This window comes from Pseudomonas sp. GW822-FHT02D10 (genome assembly GCF_058802345.1).
In genome coordinates this window covers 71,925-97,534 of the sequence record NZ_JBXAOB010000020.1, presented here as the reverse complement: position 1 = coordinate 97,534, position 25,610 = coordinate 71,925, and the positions used below count along the sequence as shown (strand labels likewise).

The following is a 25,610-nucleotide window of genomic DNA, read 5'->3' as shown; positions in this document are numbered from 1 at the left end:
GCGTCCCCTAGGGGACTCGAACCCCTGTTACCGCCGTGAAAGGGCGGTGTCCTAGGCCACTAGACGAAGGGGACACACGTACAACATTCACTCCCTACCGCGTTTTGCTGTTCGCTTTACGCTGTAAGTGGCGCGCATTCTATGGATGGATTGAGGGGTCGTCAACCCCCAACTATAAATTTATTTAAATCAATGACTTCGCTGCCCTTTGCGGGGCAATTCCGGCTTTTCGCCCGACCAGGGTTTGACGCCTATATTCTGACACTCGCCAAGGCGCTATAGTCCTCTCCAGCAGATGATGGCAATGTGCACCCATCCACACATTGCCTATATAGACAGCGCACCGGCTCGACTCAACTCGTCGCGCCACCCTATGCGCTCCCAGGCTTAGCCACTACACTCGCACGCAAACCCTATAAAGAGGTCTTCACGGTGACTCCACTCATGATCACCCTGCTAGTAATAGTCGGGATCGCACTATTGATCGCCATTGGCTACATGAACCATGTGGTGGAAAACAATAAGCTGGAAAAGGCCCGCACCAAGGTCGAACTCAATGATCGGCTGCGCCGCTGTGGCGAAATCACCGAAACCTTTCCTGGCCAGCTGATGACACCGGCGCTCAAGCTGCTGCTGACGCGACTGGAACTCAACGTCTGCCAACGCCTGCTTAATCTGGATAAAGCCAATTCGGCGGTCAAAGCCCGCCTTGACGAACTGAGTGCTCTGGTCGCACAAGGCGAATCCATTCCGGTCAACAACCCACCGGCACCGATCCAGACCGAAGCCAAGGCCAAGGACGTGCGCTTTCTACTTGAGGCCCTGCATGGTCAGGTCACTCGCGCGGCACAGGACGGTTTCCTGCCAGCCAACGAAGCCAAGCGCTGGATCCGCGAAGTTCGGCATATCCTGGTGTTGTTGCACATCGAGTTCTTCAACAACCTCGGCCAACATGCACTGCAACAGGAACAACCCGGACAAGCCCGCCTGGCGTTCGAGCGTGGCGTGCAGTACTTGCGTAAACAGCAAGACCCGCAGGTTTACAGCGAACAGTTGCAGTACCTGGAAAAACTCCTGGCGCGCGCCAACTCCATGGTGCTGACCAACATTGCACCGGTGGAAGGTGAAGTTAACGAGTTGACCGAAGGCCTCAAAGACGTGGAAGCCGACGCAGACTGGAAGAAGAAAGCTATCTACGACTGATAGTGATGGTGTGCAAAGCCGTTCCAAAGGCTTACACAACACCGGTGGCGAGGGAGCTTGCGCCCTCGCCACAGACCCAGAGCGATCTCACGCTTACAACCTGAAATGCCCCACCATCCCCTTCAGCTCAGCCCCCAATTGCGCCAGCTCGATACTCGACGTGGCATTGCCTTGCATGGCCACCGAGGATTGATCGGCACTGGCGCGGATGCTGGTCACGCTGCGATTGATCTCTTCGGCAACCGAACTCTGTTGTTCGGCTGCTGCAGCGATCTGCTGGTTCATCTGCTGAATCAGCGAGACCGCCGCAGCGATACTGCCCAGCGCACTTTCGGTCTGTAGCGCATCACTGACTGCAAGCTTGACCAACTCACCACTGCTCTGGATTTGCTGCACCGAAGCCTGCGCGGCTGAACGCAAGGCACTCACCAGACGCTCGATTTCCTCTGTGGATTGCTGGGTACGCTTGGCCAAGGCACGAACTTCATCGGCCACCACGGCAAAGCCCCTGCCCTGTTCACCCGCTCGTGCGGCTTCGATGGCCGCGTTGAGCGCCAGCAGGTTGGTTTGCTCGGCAACGCTCTTGATCACGCTGAGGACAGTGCCAATGTTCTGGATTTCCGCACTGAGGCTTTCGATGCTCGAACTGGCCGATGTCGCCGAGTCAGCCAATTGCTCGATGCGCTGCATGCTCTGACGTACCACCTGCTGGCCGGTTTCGACCTTGCCGTCTGCCGTCTGCGCCGCCAGCGCCGCTTCCTCGGCGTTGCGGGCAACGTCGTGTACGGTCGCGGTCATCTGATTCATCGCGGTGGCGACTTGCTCGGTTTCTTCCTTCTGGCTGCTGACTTCCAGGTTGGTCTGCTCGGTCACCGCAGAAAGTGATTGCGCGGAACTCGCAAGCTGCTCGATGCCGGCCTGCAAACCACTGACGATACTGCTCAGCCCCGCGCCCATTTGCTGCATGGCCTGCATCAACTGGCCGATCTCATCACGTCGCGTCACCTGCACGGTTGCGCTCAGATCGCCCGCAGCTATTTGCTGAGCGACAAGAATCACGCTGCGCAGTGGCGCAACGATCAAGCGGGTAATCACCCACGCTGCAACCAACCCGACCAACAATGCCAAGGCCGACGAAGCGATGATCAGCAGCGAATTCTTCTTCAGCTCTGCCTGCATCGACTGGTCTTCAGCACCGTATGCCAGGTCGACCCGCTGCACCACTTCGGCGGCGCGCTCATGCAACTGCTGATAGACCTTTTTCTCCTCAGTCAGCAGCCCTGTGTACTCGGCAAGTTTTTCGCTGAAACTGGCAATATGCCCGGTCACTTCGTTGAGCACGGTCTGGTAGCCCGCGTCCTTGACCGCGCTCTTCAATGCCTCAGCCTGGGTCAACGCCTGATCGGCCTGTTCAATCTTGCCTTGCTCGGTGCTTTCGGCGCTGGCCTTGCGGCTTTGATCCAGACGCACTCGCGCCTCGTTCATCGCCTGCAACATCAGTCGCGACACCTGACTGACCTGATTGGCCTGCTCGATAAACTCCGCGCCATCCTTGCCTTGCGAATCCTTGAGCGCATAAGTGCCATCGTCGGCAAGACCGGCCTGCAGCACATCGAGGTTATTGGCCACGCTGGACACCGACCAACTGGCCATTTCCAGCGCCAGGTCCTTGGACTGGGTCAGCTCGACGAACTCATCGAAAGCTTTGCGGTAAGCCCCCAGCGACTGCTCGACATCATTCATCACCGGGACATTAGCCGCTGACTGAGCCTTGAGTTGCGTTGCCAGGGCGATCAACGCATCAACCCCCTTGTGCAAGGCATCGACGGTTTTCGGATCACTGTGCAGGGCGTATTCCTGCTCCAGCAATCGCACCTTGAGCAAACCACTGTTGAGCGACGACATCTGCTTGAGCCCGTCGAAGCGCTGACTGATGGTTTGCAAGGACCAGACGCCGATCGCGGCCACCAGGGCCGTCAGCTGCAGGACCAGAACAAAACCGACACCCAGTTTTTTTGCCATACCGAGGTTGGCAAAACGTCCTTGCACGGCCGAAATCATTGCTCGTAACCCCCTTCCCATACCCAATGGCAACACGGCCATTTCCAGTTATTGCAGGTTCGCAATGGGGTGCCCCCAAGCACAAGTCTTTGGCGCCGCAATAATGGCAAAAAGCTACGAAGAAGTCGTTTTCAGAACGGTCGAAGTCGATCCGGTAATGCGCAGGCCTGAAAAAACGCCAGCGCGCGAGGGTCACTGGCATGAGCCACATTAATGCGTAACCAGTCGCTCGCCTCACCACTGGGACTGAAGGCCGTTCTGGAGGACAGCACAATACCGAATTCGTGAGCCAGCGCGCGGACCCGCGCCGGATCTTGCGCTCGTGGCCGGCACCAAATGTACAACCCACCGGCAGGCTTGCCGAACACCTCCCACTCGGCATCTTCAAGCACCAGCAATGTCACCGCCATATCACGCTTCAAACGCTGACGCTGGCGCTGTACCAGTTTGCGATAGGCACCATTGACCATCAGGCTGCTCAACACCGACTCGCAAAACCGTGAAGCACCCAGGCTGGTAATCATCTTCACTTCTGCCAGGCGGGCAATGATTGCGGCGCTGGCCACGACATAACCAACCCGCAGCGAACTGCTGAGGGTTTTCGAAAAGCTGCCGACATAGACCACGCTCTCCCCTGCGCCCATCGCCGCCAGACGGGTACCCGCACTGCTCTGAAAATCAGCGTAGACGTCATCTTCGACAATGATGAGTTCATGACGCGTCGCCAATTCAAGAATCCGTTGCGCAACGGCGGGTGCCAGGCTGCTGCCAGTCGGATTGTGGAACAGGCTGTTGATGAACAAGGCGCGGGGATTATTCGCACTCAACAGTGCCTCCAGGACTTCAATGTCCGGACCGCGGGGGGTTCGTGGCACCTCCAGCATTCTGACGCCGTGCAGCCTGAGCAGCTCGAACAGATTCGAATAGCCCGGACTTTCGACCACCACGCAATCACCCGGCTTGAGCAGAGCCCGTACGATCAGATCAAGCCCATGAGTGGCCCCCGCGGTGGTGAGTACCTGATTCTCATCGACGGTGATCTTGATCTGTTGCAGGCGCTTGAGAATCTGCTGGCGCAAGGCAGGCAACCCATACGAGGTGCTGTAGTTGAACAATCCAGCCATGTCGGTACGAGAAACCTGGCGAATGGCATAACTGAGATCGTCGCTCTCACGCCAGCTTTCAGGCATACCACCACGCCCTAGCGGCAGCTTGCCCAACGGGCTATCGCCCAACCAGGCGCTGTTTGCGTCAGCCCCCGCGGGGCCCGATTGATCACCACAACGACAGGTCGCAACCAAAGGCCCGGCCACGAAAAAGCCCGAGCCATGACGCGACGCAAGCACGCCTTGGGCGACCATGCGTTCATACGCTTCAATGACACTGGACTGACTGAGCAAGTTATCCCGGGCCAGCTGCCGAATAGACGGCAAACGTGTTCCTGGCTCAACGGCACTTTGGCGAATCCAGCCAGCAAGGGCGTCAACGATTTGCTGCACGACAGGCACCAACGCCTGTCGATCGATTCTCAATTCCATGAGAGACCCACTCCAACTGTTTTTCTGGAGTCAGTTAAGCACAGGCGCTCTCATGAAGCTGTGCGACAACGCCGCTAAAACGCGCTCCTCTAACCCTTTGAAACACAATGCCTGGCGATACGCCGCACGCAAACCATCAGAACGCCGTCACCCCACCGTCCACCGCCAGCGAGTGACCGGTCGTGAACGCAGCACCATCGCAGCACAGATACAGCACCGCACTGGCAATTTCCTCGACCTTGCCGATACGTCCTACCGGGTGCATGGCTGCGGCAAAATCGGCCTTCTTTGGATCGGCTTCATAAGCGCGGCGGAACATATCGGTGTCGATGACGGCCGGACAGACCGCATTCACGCGGATTTTCTTCTTCGCATATTCGATGGCTGCGGATTTGGTCAGGCCGATGACCGCGTGCTTGGACGCCGCGTAGATGCTCATCTTCGGCGCCGCGCCGAGACCCGCCACCGAGGCGGTATTGACGATCGCGCCGCCACCCTGGGCAAGCATCAGCGGCAGCTGGTACTTCATGCACAGCCAGACGCCTTTGACGTTGACGCCCATGATCGCGTCGAACTCATCGACTGTGCCTTCAGCCAACTTGCCCTTTTCGATTTCGATCCCGGCATTGTTGAAGGCGTAGTCGACGCGGCCATAAGTGCTCACCGCCTTCGCCATCAGATTCTGTACATCGCTCTCCAGAGTCACGTTGCACCGCACGAAAACCGCTTCGCCACCGGCCGCCCGAATCAGCTCGGCGGTGCCTTCGCCGCCCGCCACATCGAGGTCCGCGACCACCACTTTCAACCCTTCGGCGGCAAACGCCAGGGCGGTCGCGCGGCCAATACCGGCGGCTGCCCCCGTCACCAACGCTACCTGGCCGGAAAACGTCATGCTCATTGTTATGTCCTCGAAAAATGTGGGTGATCGCGTTTTCGCAGTCTAGCCACCCCGCCCCGTCACGCGGCAGCACTATCAGAGGGCCGGTTGATGGCTTATGAGTTGCAGTGATGAATAACCCCGCCCAACTATCACTCCACTGGATCGGGCTGTATTCGCTGCGTCAGCACACCTTGCGACAACGGCCATGAGGGTCTATCAATCAGACTTCATTCAACCTTGAGTGCCCGCCATGACTGCCCAGACCAACCGTCAATTCCTGCTCGCCAAACGCCCGGTGGGAGCTGCGAACCGCGAGACCTTCACTTATCAGCAAGTCCCTGTCGGCGAACCGGCGGCGGGCCAGATCCTGGTCAAGAACGAGTACCTGTCGCTGGACCCGGCCATGCGTGGCTGGATGAACGAAGGCAAGTCCTACATCCCGCCAGTGGGCATCGGCGAAGTCATGCGCGCGCTCGGCGTAGGCCAGGTGATTGCCTCGAACAACCCGGGATTTGCTGTGGGTGACTACGTAAACGGTGCGTTGGGTGTGCAGGATTACTTCCTCGGTGAGCCCCGAGGTTTCTACAAGGTCGATCCGAAACTGGCGCCATTGCCGCGCTATTTGTCAGCACTGGGCATGACCGGCATGACCGCTTACTTCGCGCTGCTCGACGTCGGTGCGCCGAAGGCCGGGGATACCGTGGTGCTGTCGGGGGCTGCAGGTGCAGTGGGCAGCATTGCCGGGCAGATTGCCAGGATCAAAGGCTGCCGCGTGGTGGGGATCGCCGGCGGCGCAGACAAGTGCAAGTTCCTGATCGATGAACTGGGCTTCGACGGTGCCATCGACTACAAGCACGAAGACGTGGTTGCCGGCCTCAAGCGCGAATGCCCAAAAGGGGTCGACGTGTATTTCGATAACGTCGGCGGGGATATTCTCGACGCCGTGCTCAGCCGCCTGAACATGAAGGCTTGCGTGGTGATCTGCGGTGCCATCAGCCAATACAACAACAAGGAAGCGGTCAAAGGCCCGGCCAATTATCTATCGCTGCTGGTCAATCGCGCGCGGATGGAAGGCTTTGTGGTGATGGATTACGCCGCGCAGTTTGCCGCCGCCGGGCAGGAAATGGCCGGATGGATGGCCAAGGGGCAGCTCAAGAGCAAGGAAGACATCGTCGAAGGACTGGAGACGTTCCCGGAAACGCTGATGAAACTGTTCAGCGGTGAGAACTTTGGCAAGTTGGTGTTGAAGGTTTAACGAAGTATCTGACTACATCAAAACCCTGTGGGAGCGAGCTTGCTCCGGGCGGCGTTCCGACGATGACGGACTTACATTCAACATCAATGCTGACTGTTATGGCCCCATCGCGAGCAAGCTCGCTCCCACATTATTGGATCTTCAGTGTCTGATCAGGCCAGTTCGGCCACGACGTCGGCCAAGGCCTTGGCCGGATCGGCCGCCTGGCTGATCGGACGACCAATCACCAGATAATCAGAACCGGCATCCAGTGCCTGACGCGGTGTCAGGATGCGACGCTGATCGTCCTGGGCGCTGCCCGCTGGACGGATCCCCGGGGTCACCAGTTGCAGCGACGGATGCGCCGTTTTCAAGGCACGGGCTTCCAGTGCCGAGCATACCAGACCGTCCATCCCGGCTTTTTCCGCCAGTGCCGCCAGACGCAATACCTGCTCTTGCGGTTCGATGTCCAGGCCAATCCCGGCCAGATCCTCACGCTCCATGCTGGTCAGCACGGTCACGCCGATCAACAGCGGTTTCGGACCGCTGCGCTGGTCGAGCACTTCGCGACAGGCCGCCATCATGCGCAGACCGCCGGAGCAATGCACGTTGACCATCCACACGCCCATTTCCGCTGCCGCCTTGACGGCCATCGCGGTGGTGTTCGGAATGTCGTGGAATTTAAGATCGAGAAATACTTCAAAACCCTTGTCACGCAAGGTTCCGACGATTTCCGAAGCGCAGCTGGTGAACAGTTCCTTACCGACTTTGACCCGGCACAGTTTCGGGTCCAACTGGTCGGCCAGCTTCAGTGCGGCGTCACGGGTAGGGAAATCCAGGGCGACGATGATAGGAGTCTGGCAGGCGGACATGAGTGGGCTCTCAGGCAAGTCGAAATCGGCGCGCATTGTAGCGGAACGCGAGCCTGTCCGGGACCCGATGATCGGTAAATCATCTTCATCGGTGCCCAATAGCGGATGATAAACCCCGAAGGCACGGCAATTGTGTCGAGTCCGATACACTCACGACACGCCCTCAACACCGCCAAAGACTACCCTCGCCAACCGCAAGACCTCCTACAGCACTTCCCGCCTCACGGCCGGACGCCTATGCTGAAGCCACAACCTCGCAGCCCATCTTTTGTGGTTGGCAGCCTCTCTGGCAGATGAACGTACGCATGCATAATAGCCCCGCTCCTCTGAACGACGATCAAAAAGCCCCCGCCGTCGCTGAAGACAAACGCTGGAACACTCGCGCGCTGATCGTTGACGATGACGTTCCGATCCGCGAATTGCTGATCGACTACCTGGCCCGCTTCAACATCCACGCCAGTGGCGTTACCGATGGCACCGCGATGCGCCTGGCGCTGCAAGCAGAACATTACGACGTGGTGGTGCTGGACCTGATGCTGCCCGGCGAAGACGGTCTGTCGCTGTGCCGCTGGTTGCGCGCCGAATCGGACATCCCGATCCTGATGCTCACCGCCCGCTGCGAACCCACCGACCGCATCATCGGCCTGGAACTCGGTGCCGACGATTACATGGCCAAGCCGTTCGAGCCACGAGAGCTGGTCGCACGGATTCAAACCATCCTGCGCCGCGTGCGCGATGACCGCACCGAGCAACGCGCCAACATCCGCTTCGACAACTGGCGCCTCAACAGCGTGCTGCGCCAGTTGATCGCCGCCGATGGCCTGGTGGTGCCGCTGTCGAACGCCGAATTCCGTTTGCTCTGGGTATTCATCGAACGCCCGCGACGGGTGCTCAGCCGCGAACAATTGCTGGATGCCGCCCGTGGACGCTCGATCGAAGCGTTCGATCGCAGTATCGATCTGCTGGTCTCGCGCCTGCGGCAAAAACTCGGTGACGATCCCAAATCACCTCAGCTGATCAAAACCGTTCGCGGCGAAGGTTACCTGTTCGACGCCCGAGACATCGGTTGATGCGTGCACGCTTCGATACGCTGTTCGGCCGCCTGTTTGGCGTGCTGTTACTGGCGATTATCCTGGCGCACCTTCTGGCGTTCTTCTGGTTCCACCATTACGGCCATCCCCCGCCCCCTCCACCGCCGGAGTTTTCCACCGAGTTCAACGGACAACCGCCGCCGCACTTCAAAAACAGACCACCGCGGCCGTGGTTTGGTGGCCCGATCGTACCGCTGACCTTTCAGCTTATCTCGCTGGTGATTGCTGCCTGGTACGGCGCGAAGCTGCTCTCCCGGCCAATTCAACGCCTGAGCGCCGCCGCCGAAAGCCTCAGCGAAAACCTCGACAGCCCACCACTTGATGAGTCCGGCCCGCGGGAAGCACGGCAAGCGGCGCACACGTTCAACCTGATGCAGAAGCGTATCCGTGAGCAAGTGCAGCAGCGCTCGCGGATGCTCGGCGCCGTCTCCCATGACCTGCGCACGCCACTGTCGCGGCTCAAGCTGCGCCTGGAGCAGATCGACGACGACAAACTGCAAGGGCAGATGCGTCAGGACCTCGACGACATGATTCGCATGCTCGACGCGACCCTCAGCTACCTGCACGAACAACGTACCAGCGAAGCCCTGCAATGGATGGACGTGCAGGCGCTGATCGAATCGCTCTGCGAAAACGCCCAGGACCAGGGCGCTGATGTACAGGCCAGCGGGCACTGTGCGCCGTTGCAGGTCCAGCCGATGGCCTTGCGGTCCTGCATCAACAATTTGCTGGACAATGCTTTGCGTTACGCCGGTCAAGCGCTGATCAACCTTGAAGACAGCCGTGAGCAGGTGATCATTCGAGTGATCGACCATGGCCCCGGTATCGCCGCTGACAAACGCGAAGCGGTGTTCGAGCCTTTCTATCGCCTTGAAGGTTCACGCAACCGCAACTCCGGCGGCGTTGGCCTGGGCATGACTATCGCGCGCGAAGCCGCCGAACGGCTGGGCGGTGCGTTAAGCCTGGAAGAAACCCCGGGCGGTGGCCTGACCGCCGTGGTATGCCTGCCGCGGGTCTGAACAGCCTCTGTGTGCTGTTTCGTACAAATCCCACATACCCACGACAACTCCGCCCCCGAGGCTGCATGGACCGGTGCCTTCACCGGTTTTTTCCATCCGTAAGGAGTGAGCCTATGATCGGCAGCGTCAGCAGTAACTCCAGCTATACCAGCGCCACCAGTGCGGCCTATGCCGCCCGCCTCCAGCAGCGTCAGAAAGAACTGTTCGCCAAGCTTGATACCAATGGCGACGGAAGCGTTTCCAAGGATGAACTGAGCACCGCCCTGGCGAAGAAAAGCGACAGCGGCGTACTGAACAGCCTGAGCAAGCAATTCAGCAGCCTGGACAGCGATAATAGCGGTGGTCTGAGCAGCGAAGAAATGGCTGCCATGGCCCCACCGGCACGCCCCGCTGACAATCAGCCACCCAGCACGGAAATGGCCGACGCGATGCTCAGCCTCCTGGACAGCAACAGTAATGGCAGCATCAGCAGCGATGAGCTGAGCGCGGGCCTGACGAAAGCCGGCAGCACTGCCGACAGCAAGAGCCTGTTCGCCGCGCTGGACACGAACAACGACGGGACCGTGAGCAAGGACGAGCTGGTTGCCGCCCTCACACCGCCTCAGCCGTCGCAGCCGCCGCAGCAACTGTCCAGCCAATCCTTGTTCGGTCAGCTCGACACGAACGGTGATGGCAGTATCAGCGCCAGCGAACTGAACAGCGCCCTGGCTTCAAGCTCATCCACCAGCAGCACCGATAATGGCGCAGCCCTGCTCAAGGCGCTCGACACGGACAACAGCGGTAGCATCAGCAGCAACGAGCTGAAATCGGCGCTGCAAACGAGCAGCAGTCAGAGCAGCGGCACCATTGATCAAAGCGCGGTAGCCGAGGCCCTGAGCAAGTTGATCGTCAGCATGAATCAGCAGTACTCACAGACCAATACGCTGAGCTCAAGCACAAACCTGTCCGCCGCAGCCTGATTCAGGCAAAACCTGAAAAGATCGCAGGCTGCGATCTTTTCACCAGCGACTCAACTCTTGTTGTCAACTCGCCCCTGACTGTTACTCCAGTCGATCAACAGGCTGTACGCCACAGCCAACAAGGTCGGGCCTATAAACAACCCGATGAACCCAAAGGCAATCAACCCGCCAAACACCCCAAGCAGCACGATCACCAGCGGCAGGTTGCCACCACGGCTGATCAGGTAGGGTTTGAGCACGTTGTCGACACCGCTGATGATGAACGTGCCCCAAATGCCGAGGAATATCGCCAGGCCGTATTCGCCCTTCCAGGCCAGCCAGGCAGTGGCCGGAATCCACACCAGCGGCGGCCCCATGGGAATCAGACTAAGCAGGAACGTGACGATACCCAGCACCAACGCGCCCGGCACCCCGGCGATCAGGAAGCCGATCAGTGCCAGGATCGCCTGGGCGGCGGCAGTGCCGATGACCCCGTTGACCACCCGCTGCACCGTTCCGGCCACCAGTTCGATGTAATAACCGGCACGCTCGCCGATCAGCCGCTCCAGCAGACGATGAACAAACACCGCCAATCGCGGGCCATCCCGATAGAAAAAGAACACGAAAACGATGCTCAAGGTCAGCTCGAGAATGCCGCCGCCGATCTGCGCACTGCGCGCGAGCAACCAGTTGCCGACCTGCCCCAGATAGGGTTTGACCGCCAGCATCAGCGCCGCGCCTTGCTGGTCAATGCTGTTCCAGAGTCCTACCAGCCGCTCCCCCACCAAGGGAATCCCGGCCAGCCACACCGGAGCTTCCGGCAAACCTTCAACCTGCACGTCTTTGATGAACGCCGTGGCATCGCGCACATGATCGGCCAGGTTAAAACCGAGCCACACCAACGGCACCGCCACCAGCACCATCCAGCCCAGCGTCAGCAGCGCCGCCGCAAGGGATTCGCGACCGTTGAGCCAGCGGGTCAGCAAGCGCATCAGCGGCCAACTGGCAAACGCCAGCACGGCGCCCCAGAAGAGCGCCGACCAGAAGGGCGCCATCACCCAGAAGCTGGCACCGAACAACGCCAGGAGCAGGATCTGCACCAACAGTCGATCGTTATTGAGCATGAAATGTCTCGAGCAAGGTCAACCAACAAAGAGTAGGCGAACGGTCAATGACACGTTCGCCAGGGGAAAAGCCTAGCGCAGGAACTCGATGTGCAGGCCGCTTGCTGGCACGTTGCCAAGCTCCATCCGCGCCGCACGCACGCCCTGCCCGACCAGCGCCTGACGCCAGGCTTCGGCGTTGGCTCCGGAAACACTCACGCGCAAGGTCGTATCGAGGTTCAAGCCACGTGACAGCAATGTCAGCCAGACCGCTTGCGGATCGCCCGTCAGACGCGGCAGATCGAGCACGCCGGTGTCCTTGAGCTGACGTAGCAGGGTCGCCGAGGTCGGCAACAACTCGCCCATTGGCTTGCTGGCCTCGAACTGTTCGACGTGCAAATAGGCCTTTCGATTGCCGCGAGTGATGCTGTAAAGCGCCACCAGCGAGTTGTCCTGTGGTGCCGCAAGTCGCAGCAGCAGATAAGCCTGTTGATCGTCGGCGCCATAGAGTTTTGCGTTGCCGAACACTTGATTGGCCCACAGGCTGCTTTCGCCGCAATCGCGGGCCTGGCACCAGAACAACAGCTCTGCGCCCTGTTTCTGCAAGGCTTCGCGAGCGGCGGTGAAGGCCTCGGTGGACGAATGCTCCGGCGGCAACTCGTAAGTCACCGACGTCGCTTGTCCACGGGCGCTGACCTGACCGTCGAAACGCAGTTGGCCGCTGATTTTGCGGATCGAGCCCATGGGATAGATCCGTTCAAGCTCGGCAGCCGGGCGATAGTCGACGATCTGCGCATCGGCCAGACGTGGCACCAGCGGCAAATCGTGACTTCCAGGTACATCGGCGGCAAACACCAGCGAACTGAAACACCCCAGCCCCAACACACTGATCAAACGCATGCTTTTCAATCGTGAAGGTACTCTCATCGGATCAGCATGGCCTGAGCGCCTTTGACCACATTGGCGTCGTCGACACGCGGCGGGACCTGCAAGCCACGCTGCACCGCCGGGCGGGCCTCCATCGCGGCCATCCAGCGCTGCAAGCCGGGTAAACCCTCTACCGAAACACCCGACCATTCATGGCCACGAACCCACGGATACGTGGCGATGTCAGCGATGCTGTATTCATCGGCCAGGTACTCGACAGTTTCCAGGCGCGTGTTGAGCACTTCATACAAACGCCGGGTTTCATGCTGATAGCGGTCGATGGCACCCTGAAGCTTTTCCGGGAAGTAACGGAAAAACACGTTGGCCTGGCCCTGCATCGGACCAATACCCCCCATCTGGAACATCAGCCACTGGATCACCACTGAGCGCCCTTTCGGGTCTTTGGGCAGCAGTTTCCCGCTCAGCTCAGCCAGGTAGATGAGAATCGCGCCGGATTCGAACACGGCGAAATCACCGTTGGCGCGGTCGACAATCGCCGGGATCCGGCCATTGGGATTGATCTTGAGAAAGGCTGGAGCCTTTTGTTCCTTCTTGTCGAAACTCAAGGCATGCACCGTGTAGGGCATGCCGAGTTCCTCGAGCACGATAGAGACCTTGTGGCCATTCGGGGTCGCAGCGGTGTAGAGATCTATCATGGTTGTCTCCCATTTCAACCCGCCCAGCCTCGACAGTTGCCCGCTGCAAGTCAAGGAACGGCGAAGAACCGATTGAAACAGTCTGCAACAAGGGCGGCGCCGGGCTCGTCATTCAGGTGCAAATGATGGCCGCCGGGCAGCTGTTCACGGCTAAAGGGTAGACGCTCCAGCAATTCTGGATGCTTGGCGAGCATGCCGTCAGCGGCGACCACCAGTTGCGCAGGACAACTGATGCGCTGAACGAAGGACATCGCCTGTTCATCTGACAGACGCAGTGGAGACGCCAGCGTCAGGCGACTGTCGGTGCGCCAGGTGTAGCCGCCCGGCACGGGCATCAATCCACGCTGAGCGAGTAGTTCGGCGGCTTCGCGACTGACCGCGACCAGGCCTTTCATGCGCGCTTCGATGGCCCGATCCAGAGTGTTGTAAACCGGTTTGCGCTTTTCTTGCAGGTCCAGTTGCGCTTGCAGGGCCATGCCCATGCGTTCGGCGGCGTTGTCGTGAGCGGCGGTGGGCGGAATCACCCCGTCGATCAGCGCCAGGTGCGTCACGCGCTCGGGCAGGGCACCGGCGAGCACCACCGAAACGATCGCGCCCATGGAGTGGCCCAGCAGCGCAAAACGCTTCCAGCCCAACTGTTCGGCTACTCGCAGCACGTCGTGGGCGTAATCCCACAGTGCATAACCGGCGCCCAATGGCCGATGCCCGGAATGCCCGTGCCCGGCCATGTCCAGCGCGACAATCCGCAAACCTTCAAGCTTCGGCGCCAGGCGCGCGAAGCTGTTGGCGTTGTCCAGCCAGCCATGCAAGGCAATCACCGGCAGGCCATCTTCGGGGCCGAACAGGTGCGCGGCCAACTCGATGTGCGGCAGGCTCAAACGAACTTCTTCGACGTTGCTCATGCGCAACTCCGTTCGCTGCGCCCTTCCCAACGACTGAACAGGCTTTTCAGCAACGTCGCGGTGTCTTGTGGGCGTTCGAGGGGAAACATGTGGCCGCCGGGCATCGTCAGCGACTCGCCTTGCGGTAGACGCCCCACGAAGCTTGCGTGATGGCGCATGACCACCCGGCTCTGCCGGCCACGAACCACCGCCAGCGGCACTTTCAACTGGCGAGGACGGCCTGGACTTGTGTGCGGAACGCCACGGTAGATGCTGATCTCGGTGGCCGGATCGAAGCGCAAGCGCAGGCGATCACCGACCTGGTGCAGGCCGTGTTGCAAATAAGCATCGAAGCATTCCGGGTCGAAGCCGCGAAACAGGGTTTTACCGGCGAAATAGCGGCGCGCCGATTCCAGATCGGCGAACTCCTCACGACGTCCCAGGGTACGGCCGGCCGGGGTCAAACGGTCGATAAAACCAAAACGCTTGGCCGCGCGGATGACCCATTGATCGGGGCGCGTCAGCACCGGTGAATCGAGCATCACCACGCCGCGATACAGTTCAGGGCAACGCAGGGCCGCGTGCAGGTGCAAGACACCACCAAAGGAATGGCCAACGCCCCACACCGGTTCAGGTTGCAGCTTAAGGTGATGGATCAGTTCGTCCACCAGGTTGTGCCAGTTATCGTCGGCCGGGAACCGCGGGTCATGAGCGTGCTGCTGCAGATGCGCGACCTGGTACTCCGGCGCCAGCGCGGCGAACAACTTGCCGTAGGTGCCTGAAGGAAAGCCATTGGCGTGGGCGAAAAAAATCTGCTGCGACATCACGGCGTACCCATAAACGAAATCAGGTGTTGATTGTCCGTAAGACGCAAGCTCACAGCAATGACCGTAACTGCCAGGAATGATGACAGTCCTGCCGTGGTAATGGGCTTACCTGTTAGTTCTGACAGTTGACAGCGGGCCCGGTTAGTTCGAAAAGGACCGTTCCCCCAACATCGTTGATATGGGTAGTCCATGACACACGCCAACACGCCGACCCTTGCTGCAATCGACCCTCGCGGGCTAGCGGTGCGGGCAGTGGCTTATCATCGCACGGTGGATTCACACATCACTCAGCAGGTCTACGATGCGGCTGGGCGCGCCGTTCATAGCCGTGACCCGCGTCTGTTCCAGTTGTTCGAAGGCGGCTCCGGGGTGGCGGTCAACCAGTCCACGGTATTCAGCCTGTCGGGCGCAGCACTGCTGTCCGATAACAGCGACGCCGGATGGCGCCTGGGGTTACTCGGTGCTACCGGACAACCGTTGCAAGGCTGGGATCAAAAACGTAACCAAAGCCGCGCGATCCATGACGCTCTCCTGCGACCGAGTGCAGTTTTCGAACAGGCTCACGGTGAACCGGAGCGTTGTACCGAGCGCTTTTCCTACGCCGATGCCACAGCAGAAACCGCAGCCCACAACCGCTGCGGTCGATTGATCCGCCTTGACGATACCGCCGGCACCCAGCACTTCACTGAATTCAGCCTTGCGGGTGCCCCCCTCGAGCAGTCTCGACAATTCATCGCTGACCCTCAGTGGCTGGTGAATTGGCCCGAAGTCGAAACCGAACGCGACGCCTTGCTGGAACTCGAACCCGCTATCACCCGCGTACGCTACAACGCCGTTGGCGAACCGTGCGAACAGACCGACGCCGGGGGCAACCGGCAAATCTTCAGTCAGACCTGCGCCGGCGAACTGCGAGAAGTGCGCCTGAAACTGGACGGCGCTGCCGAAGAGAAGACGCTGGTCAGCGCCATCCGCTACAACGCCTTCGGCCAGATTGAACAGCAACGTGCAGGCAATGGGGTGGTGTCCTACGCGACCTATGCCGCCGAGGACGGCCGGCTACTCCAGCTCAAGGCACAGGCCCAGGGAAAAGCACCGTTGCAAGACCTGACCTACGACTACGATCCCGCGGGCAATATCTACAGCGTCAGCGATGCAGCCCAGCCGATTCGCTACTTCCGCAATCAGCGGGTGGCTGCGATCAATACCTACGAGTACGACAGCCTGTATCGATTGATCTTTGCCAGCGGCCGACAAACCCGTAATGCTCCGGGCGGCCCGCACTTACCAGCCTTTCAGTCACCCGCCGATCCCGGCCAACTGGAAAACTACCAGCAGACCTACCACTACGACCCGGCGGGCAACCTGGAACTGCTGCAACACACGGCCGTCAGTGGAAGCCGCACCGAACACACCGCTGTCGCCGCACTTAGCAACCGCAGCCTGCCGTACAGCGCTGATGGTAAACGCCCCGACGAAGACGAGATTCACGCCGGCTACGACCGCAATGGCAACCTGAAAACGTTACAACCTGGCCAATCCCTGCTGTGGGACCTGCGCAACCAATTGCGTCAGGTCGATCAGGTGGTACGTGAAGAAGAGCCCAACGACGCCGAGTTCTACATTTACGACAGCAGCGGCCAGCGCCAGCGAAAAATCCGCACGGCTTACACCGGGAAACTGACCCGCACTCACGAAACCCGTTACCTGCCTGGCCTGGAAATTCGCACCGGCCCAAGCGAAACCCTGCACGTCATCACCGTGCAGGCCGGACGCTGTACGGTGCAGGTGCTGCATTGGAAAAACGGCCAACGAGCGGACATTCCCGAAAACCAGCACCGTTACGCCTTCAGCGATCATCTGGGTTCAAGCGCCCTGGAACTGGATGACAACGCCGAACTCATCAGCCAGGAAAGTTACTACCCCTACGGTGGGACGTCCTGGTGGGCCGGACGGGACAAGGTCGAGGCGAGCTACAAGACCCTTCGCTACTCAGGCAAGGAACGGGATGCAACGGGGTTGTATTACTACGGCCGCCGATACTACCTGCCCTGGCGACAGCGCTGGCTGAGCGCTGATCCGTCGGGGTTGGCGGATGGGTTGAATCTGTACGCCATGGTCGCCGGCAACCCAATAAGCCATGTGGATATGCAAGGCTTGATGAAGGTCGATGCCAATCGCTTCAACGCAGCCGCGGCAGCAGCAGTGCGCGACGGAGCTGCCGCTGCCTTCGGCATCGGGGTGCAACTTGCAACACGGCATATACTCGAACAAATCCCACCGAGCCCCGAAGTCAATTTTGGCCTGCATATGCTAGCCGCATCATTAGAGGGGGGAGCAGCCTTGTATGTCGGCTACGGGCTCACAAAAGGCTATACGCAAAGCAGTGGCATAGCCGCAATTGTCGGCGGTGTAGGTGCTATCTCTGCTGCAACTCCTGCGTTGCTCAGTGAACAAGGTGTCCCATCGGCCGGTTCAGATCCAGAACTCCACAGCGATGCCATCGGACGCATCGCCGCCGTGCTCGGTGGATATGCACGCCAATTTGCAGCGGATACGTTCACCCCTGGCGCAGCAATCAAATTCCAAGCGACTGCCGGCTTCTCCGAAAAATCCCCCTCAGTGCTTAAGACATCGCTGGGATATGGGGTCATTCGAGCCGGCATAGGCGCGCTCAACTCGCTCCTGCCCTCGTCGTTCAGTGGAATCCTGGGTCCTGTGGCCGAATCGATAGATGGTTTTCTAGGGACCTATATGCGGCCCTATCCTTCAGACCAGACCTACTACGACGACAGCACCAACGCTGCCATACCGAGTAACTGGGGAAACACTCTTCATGGGGGCGCTGGGCGTTCGGTATCGGGCTCCACGTACCGTTTTCTGAACGGATTGCTCACCCCTCACATCAAGAGTCTGCATCCAGCACTACAGGGAGCACTGAGCGGCCTGCTCGGGTTCTACACTGAAGGTCGCGGACTGGCCATGGAGCAAGTCAAGAAGGGGTATATCAAAGATTCTCTATCCCCGCTGTTTGACATTGAAGCGCCTGGTGCTGCGAAACGAGGTAGTGATGCAACACCTTCCAATCCACACCGGGGATACTGGGAAGGAAGTCTGCATCTGGACAGGCTATTTCGTGAACAACATTGATCCGAAATACAAAGAGCATCGGTACGAGTTCCGCACCGATGCTCACACGATCAATCCTCATCAACGCACCGGCGGCGTTTCACCCAGTGGCACCACCGCCATGGTCAACCGCGACACGCAGCTGGCCTTGCCTTCATCGCTGCTCAAGCGAATATCCCAGACGTGCGTAGTGCGGCCGATGTGGATCGGCTTGGCCACCGCCGTCACCCGCCCGCTGCGCAGGCCGCGCAAGTGGTTGGCGTTGATTTCCAGGCCCACGCAATAGAATTTGCTGGTGTCGATGCACAGGAAGCTGGCCATGGAACCGACGGTTTCGGCCAGCACCACCGAGGCGCCGCCATGCAGCAAACCGTAGGGCTGATGGGTGCGATGGTCGACGACCATGCTGGCGGTCAGCGATTCGCCATCAAACGCTTCGAAGCGAATATCCAGCACTTCGCCAATGGTGTTTTTCTGAATCGCGTTCAACTGTTCAATGTTGGGAGCGGTACGCCACAGACTCATCGCTGACTTCCTTCGTTGGTTTTGTTCGTGACTCAATCTTGCCACAGCACCGCTTCGCTGCGCGCGCTCCACTCTTCGAACCGTGCGCCATACACCGCTTCGATCATGTTGCGCTTGATCTTCAAGGTCGGTGTGAGAAAGCCGTTTTCCACCGCCCAACTGTCTTTGACCACCACCAGTTGGCGCAGACGTTCGTGTTTGTCGAGGGCGCCGTTGACCTCTTCGAGCAAGCGTTCCAGGCTCGACTGCAAGGCGTTGCGCGCGACGCTGGCGGCGTCCTGCAAGCCTACCGCCGAGAGCACGCAAAGCCCAAGAGGCGCACTCAGACCGTCGCCGACCACACACACCTGCTCGATACGCGAATGCACCGCCAGACGGTTTTCGATCGGCGCCGGCGCCACATACTTGCCCTTGCTGGTCTTGAAGATTTCCTTGAGCCGCCCGGTCAGGCGCAAATAGCCTTCGGCGTCCTGCTCACCCTTGTCGCCGGTGCGCAGAAAGCCGTCCTCGGTGATCGTCTCAGCGGTTTTCTGCGGTTCCTTGAAATAGCCGAGCATGGTCGCGCCACTGCGCACCAGCACTTCACCCGAGTCCTCGATCCGAACCTCCACCTCCGGGCACGGTTGGCCGATCCAGCCAGGTTTGTTCTGGCCCGGCCGGCATATATGGGAATAACCGCAGCTTTCGGTCATACCGTAGACCTCAAGCACGTCCAGACCCAGGCGTTTGTACCAGTACAGCAAGGCCTGCGGCACCGGCGCAGCTCCGGACAAGGCAACGCGCAAGGCATCCAGCCCCAAACCTGCGAGCACCTTGTGCCCGACCCGTTTACCGATGATCGGCAAGCCAAGGAGAAAGTCGAGACGTTTTGCCGGAATCTTGCTGTACACGCCCATCTGAAACTTGCTCCAGATGCGCGGAACACCGAACAGCGCCGTCGGCCGGGCGCGCTGCAAATCGGTGAGGAAGGTGTCGAGGCTTTCGGCAAAAAATACCGTTTGCCCGGTATAGATCGACGCCAGCTCGACGAACATCCGTTCGGCGACATGGCACAACGGCAGGTACGATAACAACCGGTCCGACTCATTGAGCCCAAACAACTGCGTGCCGTGAGTCGTGGCGAAGCCCAGGTTGCCGAAGCTGTGCATCACGCCTTTGGGCAAACCGGTGGTGCCGGAGGTGTAAATGATGGTCGCCAACTGGTCAGCGCCGGGGGTTGGATCGTCCTGAATCGGAGAGCTGCGTTGCAGGTCGGCCCAGCTGAAATCGAATTCACCCGTCGGGCACAGCGGCAAGCTGATGGTCGGCAGGTCGGCTCTGACACCGCTGGACATGCCCGGCCAGTCGTCCAGCTTGCCGATGAACACCAGCGCGGCTTCCGAGTGCTCAAGCACCTGGGCCACCGAGTCGGCCGTCAGGTTGGGGTACAACGGAACGCAGACATGCCCGGCCATCCAGATCGCCAGGTCGGCAATGATCCAGTGCGCGCAGTTTTTCGAGATCAGTGCAATGTGGCTGCCTTGAGGCAGCTCCCGGGCCCGCAGCCAGTGCGCGGCGCAGCGCGCCTGATGGCCGACGTCGGCCCAGGTCAGCGTCTCGACCTGGCCACCGCCAATCGGCTGGACCAGAAAACGCTGACGGGGGTGGCGAGCTTCACGCTCGTAGAACACTTGCAGCGGCAAACGAAAAGCGGCGGACATGCGATGCGCTCCTTTTTGTTCGGTGTGGCGGCAAGCGTAGCCCAACCAAGCGATTGCTTGGTTGGCTATTTCAAATCAAATAATCTACGGGTTTTTGACGCTATTGAGCGTCATGCCCCCGGCCAGCGGCAAATCAGCTTCAAGCTCGGCCAGACTGGCGGTGTTCATCGGCTGCGGTGCGCGCAAATGGCCGTGCTGCAAGTAGCCAATCAGATTGCCCACCAGAGGGTTATGGCTGACCAGCAGGATATTTTCCGCCGAATCGAGATGATCGACGACGATCAACGGATTGTTGTCTGGCGCCAGCCACGGCACCGTGCGGATTTCCGGCTCAAAGCCCAGCGCCTCGCGCACCAGTTGCGCGGTCTGCTGCGCCCGCACGTACGGGCTGGCGATAATTGCCTGAATCGGCTGGCCGATCAGCTGCGCGGCACTGCGCAACACTTCTTCGCGACCCTGCGCGGTCAACTCCCGTTCAGCGTCGCTACGGGCGTGAGACTCGGCTTGACCGTGACGCAACACCCAGACTTTCATAGCTTCGGCTCCTCATCACGGGCCGGATGCGGCGCTGGCGGTACGGCGTGCGGGGCCTCGCCTTCCGGTGTCCGCGGGGCCGGCCAATCGGCGAATGGCCACGGTTTCTGGTCGCTGTGGAAACTGCCGAAACGGCCGATCTGCGCCAGGAACTGGCTGAGGCTGTCACCGAAGTTCATCAGGCCGGCGCTCGGTGCGCCGTAGATCAACCGATAGATGAGCTGCACCAGCACCACAGCGCCAAGGATAAATTGCGCGACCTGCCAGACCAGCACATACACCAGCATCCACAGCACGCGCAGCAGAATGGATTCGTACCTGGCTTCTACTTTTGGATCGTTCATATCTCGCTCCCTGCCCCTGTAAATTGAGTACTCAGTTGAAACCGCTGGTGGAGATAAAGTCGACATCGGTTTTCGGCTCACCGCGCATCAACAGTTCAATAACCTGATTGAGCGTGCGCCCTTCAAACAGGATTGCATGCAAACCGGCGACCAACGGCATGTAAACTCCGACTTCCTGGGCCTTGGCCTTGAGTACCTTGAGGGTGTTGACGCCCTCGGCGACTTCACCAAGACTCGTCACCGCCGCTTCCAGGCTCATGCCTTGGCCGAGGGCAAAACCCACCTGATAGTTGCGGCTTTTCGGTGACGAACAGGTGACGATCAGGTCGCCGACCCCGGCCAGCCCCAGGAAGGTCATCGGGTTGGCCCCCTGATTCACCGCGAAGCGGGTCATTTCCGCCAAGGCTCGGGTGATCAGCATGCTCTTGGTGTTCTCGCCCATGCCCAACGCCACCGCCATACCGGCGATGATCGCGTAGACGTTTTTCAGTGCCCCGCCCAGCTCCACGCCATAACGGTCGGCACTGGCGTACACGCGAAAAGTCCGACCGTGCAGCGCAGCCTGAACCCGCTGGCACAGTTCTTCATCTTCACTGGCGACCACCGTAGCCGTCAGTGCATGTTCGGCCACTTCACGGGCCAGGTTCGGCCCGGACAACACGCCGATGCGCGCTTGCGGGGCGATTTCCTGAAGAATTTCGCTCATCAGCTTGAAGGTGTGGGCTTCGATGCCTTTGGTCAGGCTCACCAGCAACTTGCCGCTCAGACGCTCGGCATATGGCACCAGTACCGAACGCAGGGCGTTGGAAGGCAGTGCGACGAAACACAGATCGCACTCAGTCAGGGTGGCCAGCAAGTCGGTGACCGGCTCCACCGCAGGGTGAACCTTGATGCCTTTGAGGTAGCGTGGATTCTCGCGGTTGACCCGTATGGCCTCGGCCTGTTCAGGATCGCGCATCCACTGCCGGACCTGATGACCGTTCTCGGCCAGCAGATTAGCCACGGCGGTACCAAAACTTCCGCCTCCCAGGACCGCAATCGGGCGCTGTTCAGTCATATGTAATCCGTTAATCCATACCAGTGGCAATAGCCGCATTATACGGGGCGGTCCAGCGCCGGCCAGCCCCTGTGTCAATTACCGGCACTTGTAGGAAGCAGACCTACAAAACCGAGGAAAATGCCGGCATCGTGACTGAAAAACTCGAACAGCTCGGTTAACATGCGCGGCAATCACGCCTCGTCAACCAGGCGATCACCTTCGTGGACAACCACTATGACTCGCGCCACGTGCCCTACTTCAGCGCAGAGTTAGAGTTCTGACATGGACCACAGCCAGACTCGCACCCTCTCCCCCCGAAGCCGCCGGCCTTGGGTTTGGGGACTGTTGCTTGTCTGCCTGAGCTGTCTGCCCGTGCGCGCGGCCGACGTGTTGCTGACTGGCGCCGAAGACAGTCCCGGCGTGCAGGCCTTTACCCGCGCCCTGGCCGAGCAGAGGCCCGAAGACAGCGTGCGCTTCACACGCCTTGCCGACCTCCCCCCACCGTCCCGGATACCCGACGCGACGCGGCTGATCCTGCTCGACCTGCCGAGCCTGGACTGGCGCCTGCAAGACAACCAGGGGCCGGCGACGCTGGTGCTGCGCATCAGCCGGCTGCAAGCCAATCAGCGCTTGGGTAACGCCCTGCCCCTGCACCTGAGTCTGTTGTGGAGTGATCCACCGCTGAGCCGCCAGCTTCGTCTGACCCAGGCCCTGTTGCCACAAGCGCGACGAGTCGGCGTGCTGTACGGGGCGAACAGCGAGTTTCTACTCAAGGAACTGCACCACGCCGCGCACCGACTGGGGTTGGAGATCGTCGCCGAACGTTGGGACAACACCAATGACAGCCGGCCTCTGCAAAGCCTGTTGAAGAACAGCGACGTATTGCTGGGGCTCGACGACCCCGACCTATACAACCCGAAAACCGCCAAGAATCTACTGCTCAGCAGCTATGGCCGACAGCTGGCATTGATCGGTCCCAACGCGGGCTTCGTCAGGGCCGGCAGCCTGGCCAGCAGCTACAGCGATCAGAGTGATTGGCTGGCGATCCTGGATGACTTGCTTGACCGCTCGCCGGCCAGTTGGCCGCGCACCCTCTATCCGCAGCGCTTCAAGGTATCAAGTAACCCGCAAGTCGCTCGTTCCTTAGGCATCGAACAGATTGAGCCCGCGGCGGTTGCAACACAGTTGGCCGAAGGAGAAAACCGCCCATGAGCTTGCGTCGCCATTGGGGCATCAATACCCGCACCCAGATCATCAGCCTCGGCCCGGCTCTGCTGTTGACGTTGCTGCTGATCAGTTTCTTTACCGTCGTGCGAATCCAGGATTTGCGCCAGGAGCTCAACCACACCGGTCAATTAATCGCCAATCAACTGGCCCCGGCCACCGAGTACGGTGTGATCTCTGGCAACAATGAGGTGCTCGAAAGCCTGATGAAGGCCTCGCTGACAACGCCGCATGTGCGTTTCCTGGAGGTACAGGACAACGCCGGCAAGGTTCTGGTGCACGTCGAGCAACCCTCGCAAATCCGCCAAGGCTCGCAACAGGTCGAAGAGTTTCAGGCTCCGGTGCGCTTGCAACGGATTCAGCTCAACGACGATTTCCTGCAGGGGCCGCCACCGGCCATTGGTCCCGCCGAAGACTATCTGGGGCGAGTCGTCGTCGGCATGTCCAACGATGCCTTCAGCCAGCGACAACAGGAAATCCTGCTCAAGGCCGCGATCCTCGCACTGTTCGCCCTGCTCTTTACCTTCCTGCTGGCCCGGCGCCTGGCCGCCAGCCTGTCAGAGCCCATCAGCGCGATGGGCAATGCGGTGAAGGCCATTCAGCAAGGCGACTACAAAACGCCGCTGCCGATCGTCGACGATGCTGAACTGGGCAACCTGTCGCGCCACATCAACAACCTCGCCGATGGCCTTGAGCTCGCAAGCCGCGAGCAACATCAAGCGATGGCGCAACTGATCCAGACCCGCGAAGAAGCGGAAAAGGCCAACAGCGCCAAGTCTGACTTCCTGGCGATGATGAGCCACGAGCTGCGCACGCCGATGAATGGCGTGCTGGGCATGCTGCAACTGCTCGAAACCACCGACATGACAGAGGAACAGATCGAGTACGCCGCGCTGGCGTCGGAGTCCACCGAGCACTTGCTCAAGGTCATCAACGACATTCTCGACTTCTCGCGTATCGAACGCTCGGCCCTTGAACTGGAGCACATTCCGTTCAACCTCGCCGAGCTGATCAACAGCTGCGCCCTGGCCTTCCAGCACAGTGCGGTGCAACGGGGCCTGAGCCTGGAATTGCAGATCCCCGACGACATGCAGGCGCTGCAAGTCCAGGGCGACCCGACACGGATCAGGCAAATTCTGGTCAACCTGATCGGCAATGCCCTGAAGTTCACCGAGAAAGGCCGGGTGACGATTGAACCGCAGTGGCAATCGCTGGACCATGAACTGCTGTGGTTCACCTGCACCGTGCGCGATAGCGGGATTGGCATTTCGGCGCAAAGCCTGGAGCTGATGTTCAACGCGTTCCAGCAGGCCGACAGCTCGATCTCCCGGCGCTACGGCGGCACCGGCCTGGGCCTGCCGATTGCCCGTACGCTGGCCGAGCGGATGGGTGGCACACTGCGCGCTCAGAGCGAGGAAAGCCGAGGCTCGGTGTTTACCCTGGAAATTCCACTGGCGCTGTCCCGGCAGACGCCGCCGGCCCTGGCCCCGCGCACGCCAACCGGCAACGACCACGGCGAGGGGCGCAATGTGCTGCTGGTAGAAGACAACCCGGTGAATCAGACGGTCATCGAAGCAATGCTGCGCAGTCTGGGCTTTACTGTCAGCGTCGCCACCGATGGTGCGCAGGCGGTACGCAGTGCCGAGAGCCTGATTTTCGAGGCGATTCTGATGGATTGTCGGCTGCCGGTCATCGACGGTTACGAAGCCACCCGGCAGATCCGCCAACTGCCCGGCTGCACCGATCTACCGATTATCGCCCTCACGGCCAACGCTTTGCAGGGTGACCGCGAGGCCTGCCTGTCGGCGGGGATGAACGATTATCTGGCCAAGCCTTTCAAACGCACCGATCTGCAACAAATTCTGCAACGTTGGGTACGCTAGGGTCT

22 protein-coding genes, 1 tRNA gene and 1 pseudogene are annotated in these 25,610 nt (G+C 60.1%); 8 read left to right on the top strand and 16 right to left on the bottom strand.

The genetic code is table 11. The annotated features are described in order from the left end of the window. Position 1 precedes the first annotated feature (1 nt). Positions 2-74 (bottom strand) — tRNA-Glu (locus AC1RPZ_RS24650). A 370-nt stretch (positions 75-444) separates the two neighbouring features. Between AC1RPZ_RS24650 and AC1RPZ_RS24645 the strand changes: the two genes are divergently transcribed. Further along, entirely contained in the window at positions 445-1,203 is a 759-nt protein-coding gene (locus AC1RPZ_RS24645; protein ID WP_493140147.1) for a hypothetical protein, read from the top strand. A 93-nt stretch (positions 1,204-1,296) separates the two neighbouring features. Here the strand turns inward: AC1RPZ_RS24645 and AC1RPZ_RS24640 are convergent, their stop codons facing one another. From AC1RPZ_RS24640 to AC1RPZ_RS24625, 4 genes and pseudogenes are all read right to left on the bottom strand, one after another. After that, positions 1,297-2,160: a methyl-accepting chemotaxis protein gene (locus tag AC1RPZ_RS24640; RefSeq protein ID WP_493140149.1), complete on the bottom strand. Its 864-nt coding sequence runs from the start codon at positions 2,158-2,160 to the stop codon at positions 1,297-1,299. Further along, a pseudogene (locus tag AC1RPZ_RS24635) lies at positions 2,158-3,225 on the bottom strand (HAMP domain-containing protein); the annotation flags it as partial. The pseudogene AC1RPZ_RS24635 and the gene AC1RPZ_RS24640, both read right to left, overlap by 3 nt. 170 nt (positions 3,226-3,395) lie before the next feature. Further along, positions 3,396-4,802, bottom strand: coding sequence for an aminotransferase-like domain-containing protein (locus AC1RPZ_RS24630; RefSeq protein WP_493140145.1), 1,407 nt, complete (start codon positions 4,800-4,802; stop codon positions 3,396-3,398). 136 nt (positions 4,803-4,938) lie between these two features. Further along, positions 4,939-5,700, bottom strand: coding sequence for an SDR family oxidoreductase (locus tag AC1RPZ_RS24625; protein WP_493140143.1), 762 nt, complete (start codon positions 5,698-5,700; stop codon positions 4,939-4,941). 232 nt (positions 5,701-5,932) lie between these two features. On the opposite strand from AC1RPZ_RS24625, the gene AC1RPZ_RS24620 reads away from it, so the two are divergent. Further along, positions 5,933-6,937 (top strand): NADP-dependent oxidoreductase, encoded by a 1,005-nt coding sequence (locus tag AC1RPZ_RS24620; protein WP_493140141.1) that lies wholly within the window; start codon positions 5,933-5,935, stop codon positions 6,935-6,937. 152 nt (positions 6,938-7,089) lie between these two features. Here the strand turns inward: AC1RPZ_RS24620 and pyrF are convergent, their stop codons facing one another. Then, the gene (pyrF, locus tag AC1RPZ_RS24615; protein WP_185015265.1) at positions 7,090-7,788 is read right to left on the bottom strand and encodes an orotidine-5'-phosphate decarboxylase; all 699 of its coding nucleotides are present in this window, start codon (positions 7,786-7,788) and stop codon (positions 7,090-7,092) included. A gap of 305 nt (positions 7,789-8,093) precedes the next feature. On the opposite strand from pyrF, the gene AC1RPZ_RS24610 reads away from it, so the two are divergent. The 3 genes from AC1RPZ_RS24610 to xopAW all read left to right on the top strand — a co-directional run bounded on the left by AC1RPZ_RS24610 (position 8,094) and on the right by xopAW (position 10,857). Further along, positions 8,094-8,858: a response regulator gene (locus AC1RPZ_RS24610; protein WP_493140139.1), complete on the top strand. Its 765-nt coding sequence runs from the start codon at positions 8,094-8,096 to the stop codon at positions 8,856-8,858. Continuing rightward, the gene (locus AC1RPZ_RS24605; RefSeq protein ID WP_493140137.1) at positions 8,858-9,898 is read left to right on the top strand and encodes a sensor histidine kinase; all 1,041 of its coding nucleotides are present in this window, start codon (positions 8,858-8,860) and stop codon (positions 9,896-9,898) included. The genes AC1RPZ_RS24610 and AC1RPZ_RS24605 overlap by 1 nt, the downstream gene beginning before the upstream one ends. Positions 9,899-10,011: 113 nt before the next feature. After that, a complete protein-coding gene (gene xopAW / locus AC1RPZ_RS24600; RefSeq protein WP_493140135.1) occupies positions 10,012-10,857 on the top strand; it encodes a XopAW family type III secretion system calcium-binding effector in 846 nt (281 codons plus the stop codon). A gap of 50 nt (positions 10,858-10,907) precedes the next feature. Here xopAW and AC1RPZ_RS24595 read toward each other — a convergent pair whose 3' ends face one another. From AC1RPZ_RS24595 to AC1RPZ_RS24575, 5 genes are all read right to left on the bottom strand, one after another. After that, positions 10,908-11,960, bottom strand: coding sequence for an AI-2E family transporter (locus AC1RPZ_RS24595; RefSeq protein ID WP_493140133.1), 1,053 nt, complete (start codon positions 11,958-11,960; stop codon positions 10,908-10,910). Positions 11,961-12,032: 72 nt separating this feature from the next. After that, positions 12,033-12,839: a DUF4892 domain-containing protein gene (locus AC1RPZ_RS24590; protein WP_493140131.1), complete on the bottom strand. Its 807-nt coding sequence runs from the start codon at positions 12,837-12,839 to the stop codon at positions 12,033-12,035. A 23-nt stretch (positions 12,840-12,862) separates the two neighbouring features. Further along, positions 12,863-13,522, bottom strand: coding sequence for a glutathione S-transferase family protein (locus AC1RPZ_RS24585; RefSeq protein WP_493140129.1), 660 nt, complete (start codon positions 13,520-13,522; stop codon positions 12,863-12,865). Between the two features lie 50 nt (positions 13,523-13,572). Then, a complete protein-coding gene (locus AC1RPZ_RS24580) occupies positions 13,573-14,424 on the bottom strand; it encodes an alpha/beta hydrolase (RefSeq protein ID WP_493140127.1) in 852 nt (283 codons plus the stop codon). Beyond that, positions 14,421-15,227: an alpha/beta fold hydrolase gene (locus AC1RPZ_RS24575; RefSeq protein ID WP_493140125.1), complete on the bottom strand. Its 807-nt coding sequence runs from the start codon at positions 15,225-15,227 to the stop codon at positions 14,421-14,423. Before AC1RPZ_RS24575 ends, AC1RPZ_RS24580 begins: the two co-directional genes overlap by 4 nt. A 192-nt stretch (positions 15,228-15,419) precedes the next feature. Between AC1RPZ_RS24575 and AC1RPZ_RS24570 the strand changes: the two genes are divergently transcribed. Further along, on the top strand, positions 15,420-18,377 hold the full coding sequence (locus AC1RPZ_RS24570) for an RHS repeat domain-containing protein (protein ID WP_493140123.1): 2,958 nt from the start codon (positions 15,420-15,422) through the stop codon (positions 18,375-18,377). A 60-nt stretch (positions 18,378-18,437) separates the two neighbouring features. Here AC1RPZ_RS24570 and AC1RPZ_RS24565 read toward each other — a convergent pair whose 3' ends face one another. From AC1RPZ_RS24565 to AC1RPZ_RS24545, 5 genes are all read right to left on the bottom strand, one after another. Then, positions 18,438-18,881, bottom strand: coding sequence for a hotdog fold thioesterase (locus AC1RPZ_RS24565; RefSeq protein ID WP_493140121.1), 444 nt, complete (start codon positions 18,879-18,881; stop codon positions 18,438-18,440). A 32-nt stretch (positions 18,882-18,913) separates the two neighbouring features. Beyond that, on the bottom strand, positions 18,914-20,581 hold the full coding sequence (locus AC1RPZ_RS24560) for an AMP-binding protein (protein WP_493140119.1): 1,668 nt from the start codon (positions 20,579-20,581) through the stop codon (positions 18,914-18,916). An 84-nt stretch (positions 20,582-20,665) separates the two neighbouring features. Beyond that, positions 20,666-21,115, bottom strand: a complete 450-nt coding sequence (gene sixA, locus AC1RPZ_RS24555) for a phosphohistidine phosphatase SixA (RefSeq protein WP_493140117.1) — start codon at positions 21,113-21,115, stop codon at positions 20,666-20,668. Continuing rightward, on the bottom strand, positions 21,112-21,459 hold the full coding sequence (locus AC1RPZ_RS24550; RefSeq protein WP_493140115.1) for a DUF4389 domain-containing protein: 348 nt from the start codon (positions 21,457-21,459) through the stop codon (positions 21,112-21,114). The genes sixA and AC1RPZ_RS24550 overlap by 4 nt, the downstream gene beginning before the upstream one ends. Before the next feature lie 31 nt (positions 21,460-21,490). Further along, complete coding sequence (locus tag AC1RPZ_RS24545) at positions 21,491-22,516, bottom strand: NAD(P)H-dependent glycerol-3-phosphate dehydrogenase (protein ID WP_493140114.1); 1,026 nt, start codon at positions 22,514-22,516, stop codon at positions 21,491-21,493. Positions 22,517-22,780: 264 nt separating this feature from the next. Here AC1RPZ_RS24545 and AC1RPZ_RS24540 point away from each other — a divergent pair, with 264 nt between their 5' ends. Together AC1RPZ_RS24540 and AC1RPZ_RS24535 are read left to right on the top strand one after the other, a co-directional pair. Beyond that, the gene (locus tag AC1RPZ_RS24540) at positions 22,781-23,710 is read left to right on the top strand and encodes an ABC transporter substrate-binding protein (protein WP_493140112.1); all 930 of its coding nucleotides are present in this window, start codon (positions 22,781-22,783) and stop codon (positions 23,708-23,710) included. Continuing rightward, positions 23,707-25,605 (top strand): ATP-binding protein, encoded by a 1,899-nt coding sequence (locus AC1RPZ_RS24535; protein WP_493140110.1) that lies wholly within the window; start codon positions 23,707-23,709, stop codon positions 25,603-25,605. The genes AC1RPZ_RS24540 and AC1RPZ_RS24535 overlap by 4 nt, the downstream gene beginning before the upstream one ends. Positions 25,606-25,610: the final 5 nt, after the last annotated feature.

Bases quoted from the DNA above. Each gene is read 5' to 3' on its own strand.
- AC1RPZ_RS24560 (WP_493140119.1), bottom strand. From the start codon at position 20,581: ATGTCCGCCGCTTTTCGTTTGCCGCTGCAAGTGTTCTACGAGCGTGAA.
- xopAW (WP_493140135.1), top strand. From the start codon at position 10,012: ATGATCGGCAGCGTCAGCAGTAACTCCAGCTATACCAGCGCCACCAGT.
- AC1RPZ_RS24595 (WP_493140133.1), bottom strand. From the start codon at position 11,960: ATGCTCAATAACGATCGACTGTTGGTGCAGATCCTGCTCCTGGCGTTG.
- AC1RPZ_RS24590 (WP_493140131.1), bottom strand. From the start codon at position 12,839: ATGCGTTTGATCAGTGTGTTGGGGCTGGGGTGTTTCAGTTCGCTGGTG.
- AC1RPZ_RS24605 (WP_493140137.1), top strand. From the start codon at position 8,858: ATGCGTGCACGCTTCGATACGCTGTTCGGCCGCCTGTTTGGCGTGCTG.
- AC1RPZ_RS24580 (WP_493140127.1), bottom strand. From the start codon at position 14,424: ATGAGCAACGTCGAAGAAGTTCGTTTGAGCCTGCCGCACATCGAGTTG.
- AC1RPZ_RS24610 (WP_493140139.1), top strand. From the start codon at position 8,094: ATGCATAATAGCCCCGCTCCTCTGAACGACGATCAAAAAGCCCCCGCC.
- AC1RPZ_RS24620 (WP_493140141.1), top strand. From the start codon at position 5,933: ATGACTGCCCAGACCAACCGTCAATTCCTGCTCGCCAAACGCCCGGTG.
- AC1RPZ_RS24565 (WP_493140121.1), bottom strand. From the start codon at position 18,881: ATGAGTCTGTGGCGTACCGCTCCCAACATTGAACAGTTGAACGCGATT.
- AC1RPZ_RS24625 (WP_493140143.1), bottom strand. From the start codon at position 5,700: ATGAGCATGACGTTTTCCGGCCAGGTAGCGTTGGTGACGGGGGCAGCC.
- AC1RPZ_RS24640 (WP_493140149.1), bottom strand. From the start codon at position 2,160: ATGGGCGCGGGGCTGAGCAGTATCGTCAGTGGTTTGCAGGCCGGCATC.
- sixA (WP_493140117.1), bottom strand. From the start codon at position 21,115: ATGAAAGTCTGGGTGTTGCGTCACGGTCAAGCCGAGTCTCACGCCCGT.
- AC1RPZ_RS24630 (WP_493140145.1), bottom strand. From the start codon at position 4,802: ATGGAATTGAGAATCGATCGACAGGCGTTGGTGCCTGTCGTGCAGCAA.
- AC1RPZ_RS24585 (WP_493140129.1), bottom strand. From the start codon at position 13,522: ATGATAGATCTCTACACCGCTGCGACCCCGAATGGCCACAAGGTCTCT.
- pyrF (WP_185015265.1), bottom strand. From the start codon at position 7,788: ATGTCCGCCTGCCAGACTCCTATCATCGTCGCCCTGGATTTCCCTACC.
- AC1RPZ_RS24535 (WP_493140110.1), top strand. From the start codon at position 23,707: ATGAGCTTGCGTCGCCATTGGGGCATCAATACCCGCACCCAGATCATC.
- AC1RPZ_RS24645 (WP_493140147.1), top strand. From the start codon at position 445: ATGATCACCCTGCTAGTAATAGTCGGGATCGCACTATTGATCGCCATT.
- AC1RPZ_RS24550 (WP_493140115.1), bottom strand. From the start codon at position 21,459: ATGAACGATCCAAAAGTAGAAGCCAGGTACGAATCCATTCTGCTGCGC.
- AC1RPZ_RS24575 (WP_493140125.1), bottom strand. From the start codon at position 15,227: ATGTCGCAGCAGATTTTTTTCGCCCACGCCAATGGCTTTCCTTCAGGC.
- AC1RPZ_RS24570 (WP_493140123.1), top strand. From the start codon at position 15,420: ATGACACACGCCAACACGCCGACCCTTGCTGCAATCGACCCTCGCGGG.
- AC1RPZ_RS24540 (WP_493140112.1), top strand. From the start codon at position 22,781: ATGGACCACAGCCAGACTCGCACCCTCTCCCCCCGAAGCCGCCGGCCT.
- AC1RPZ_RS24545 (WP_493140114.1), bottom strand. From the start codon at position 22,516: ATGACTGAACAGCGCCCGATTGCGGTCCTGGGAGGCGGAAGTTTTGGT.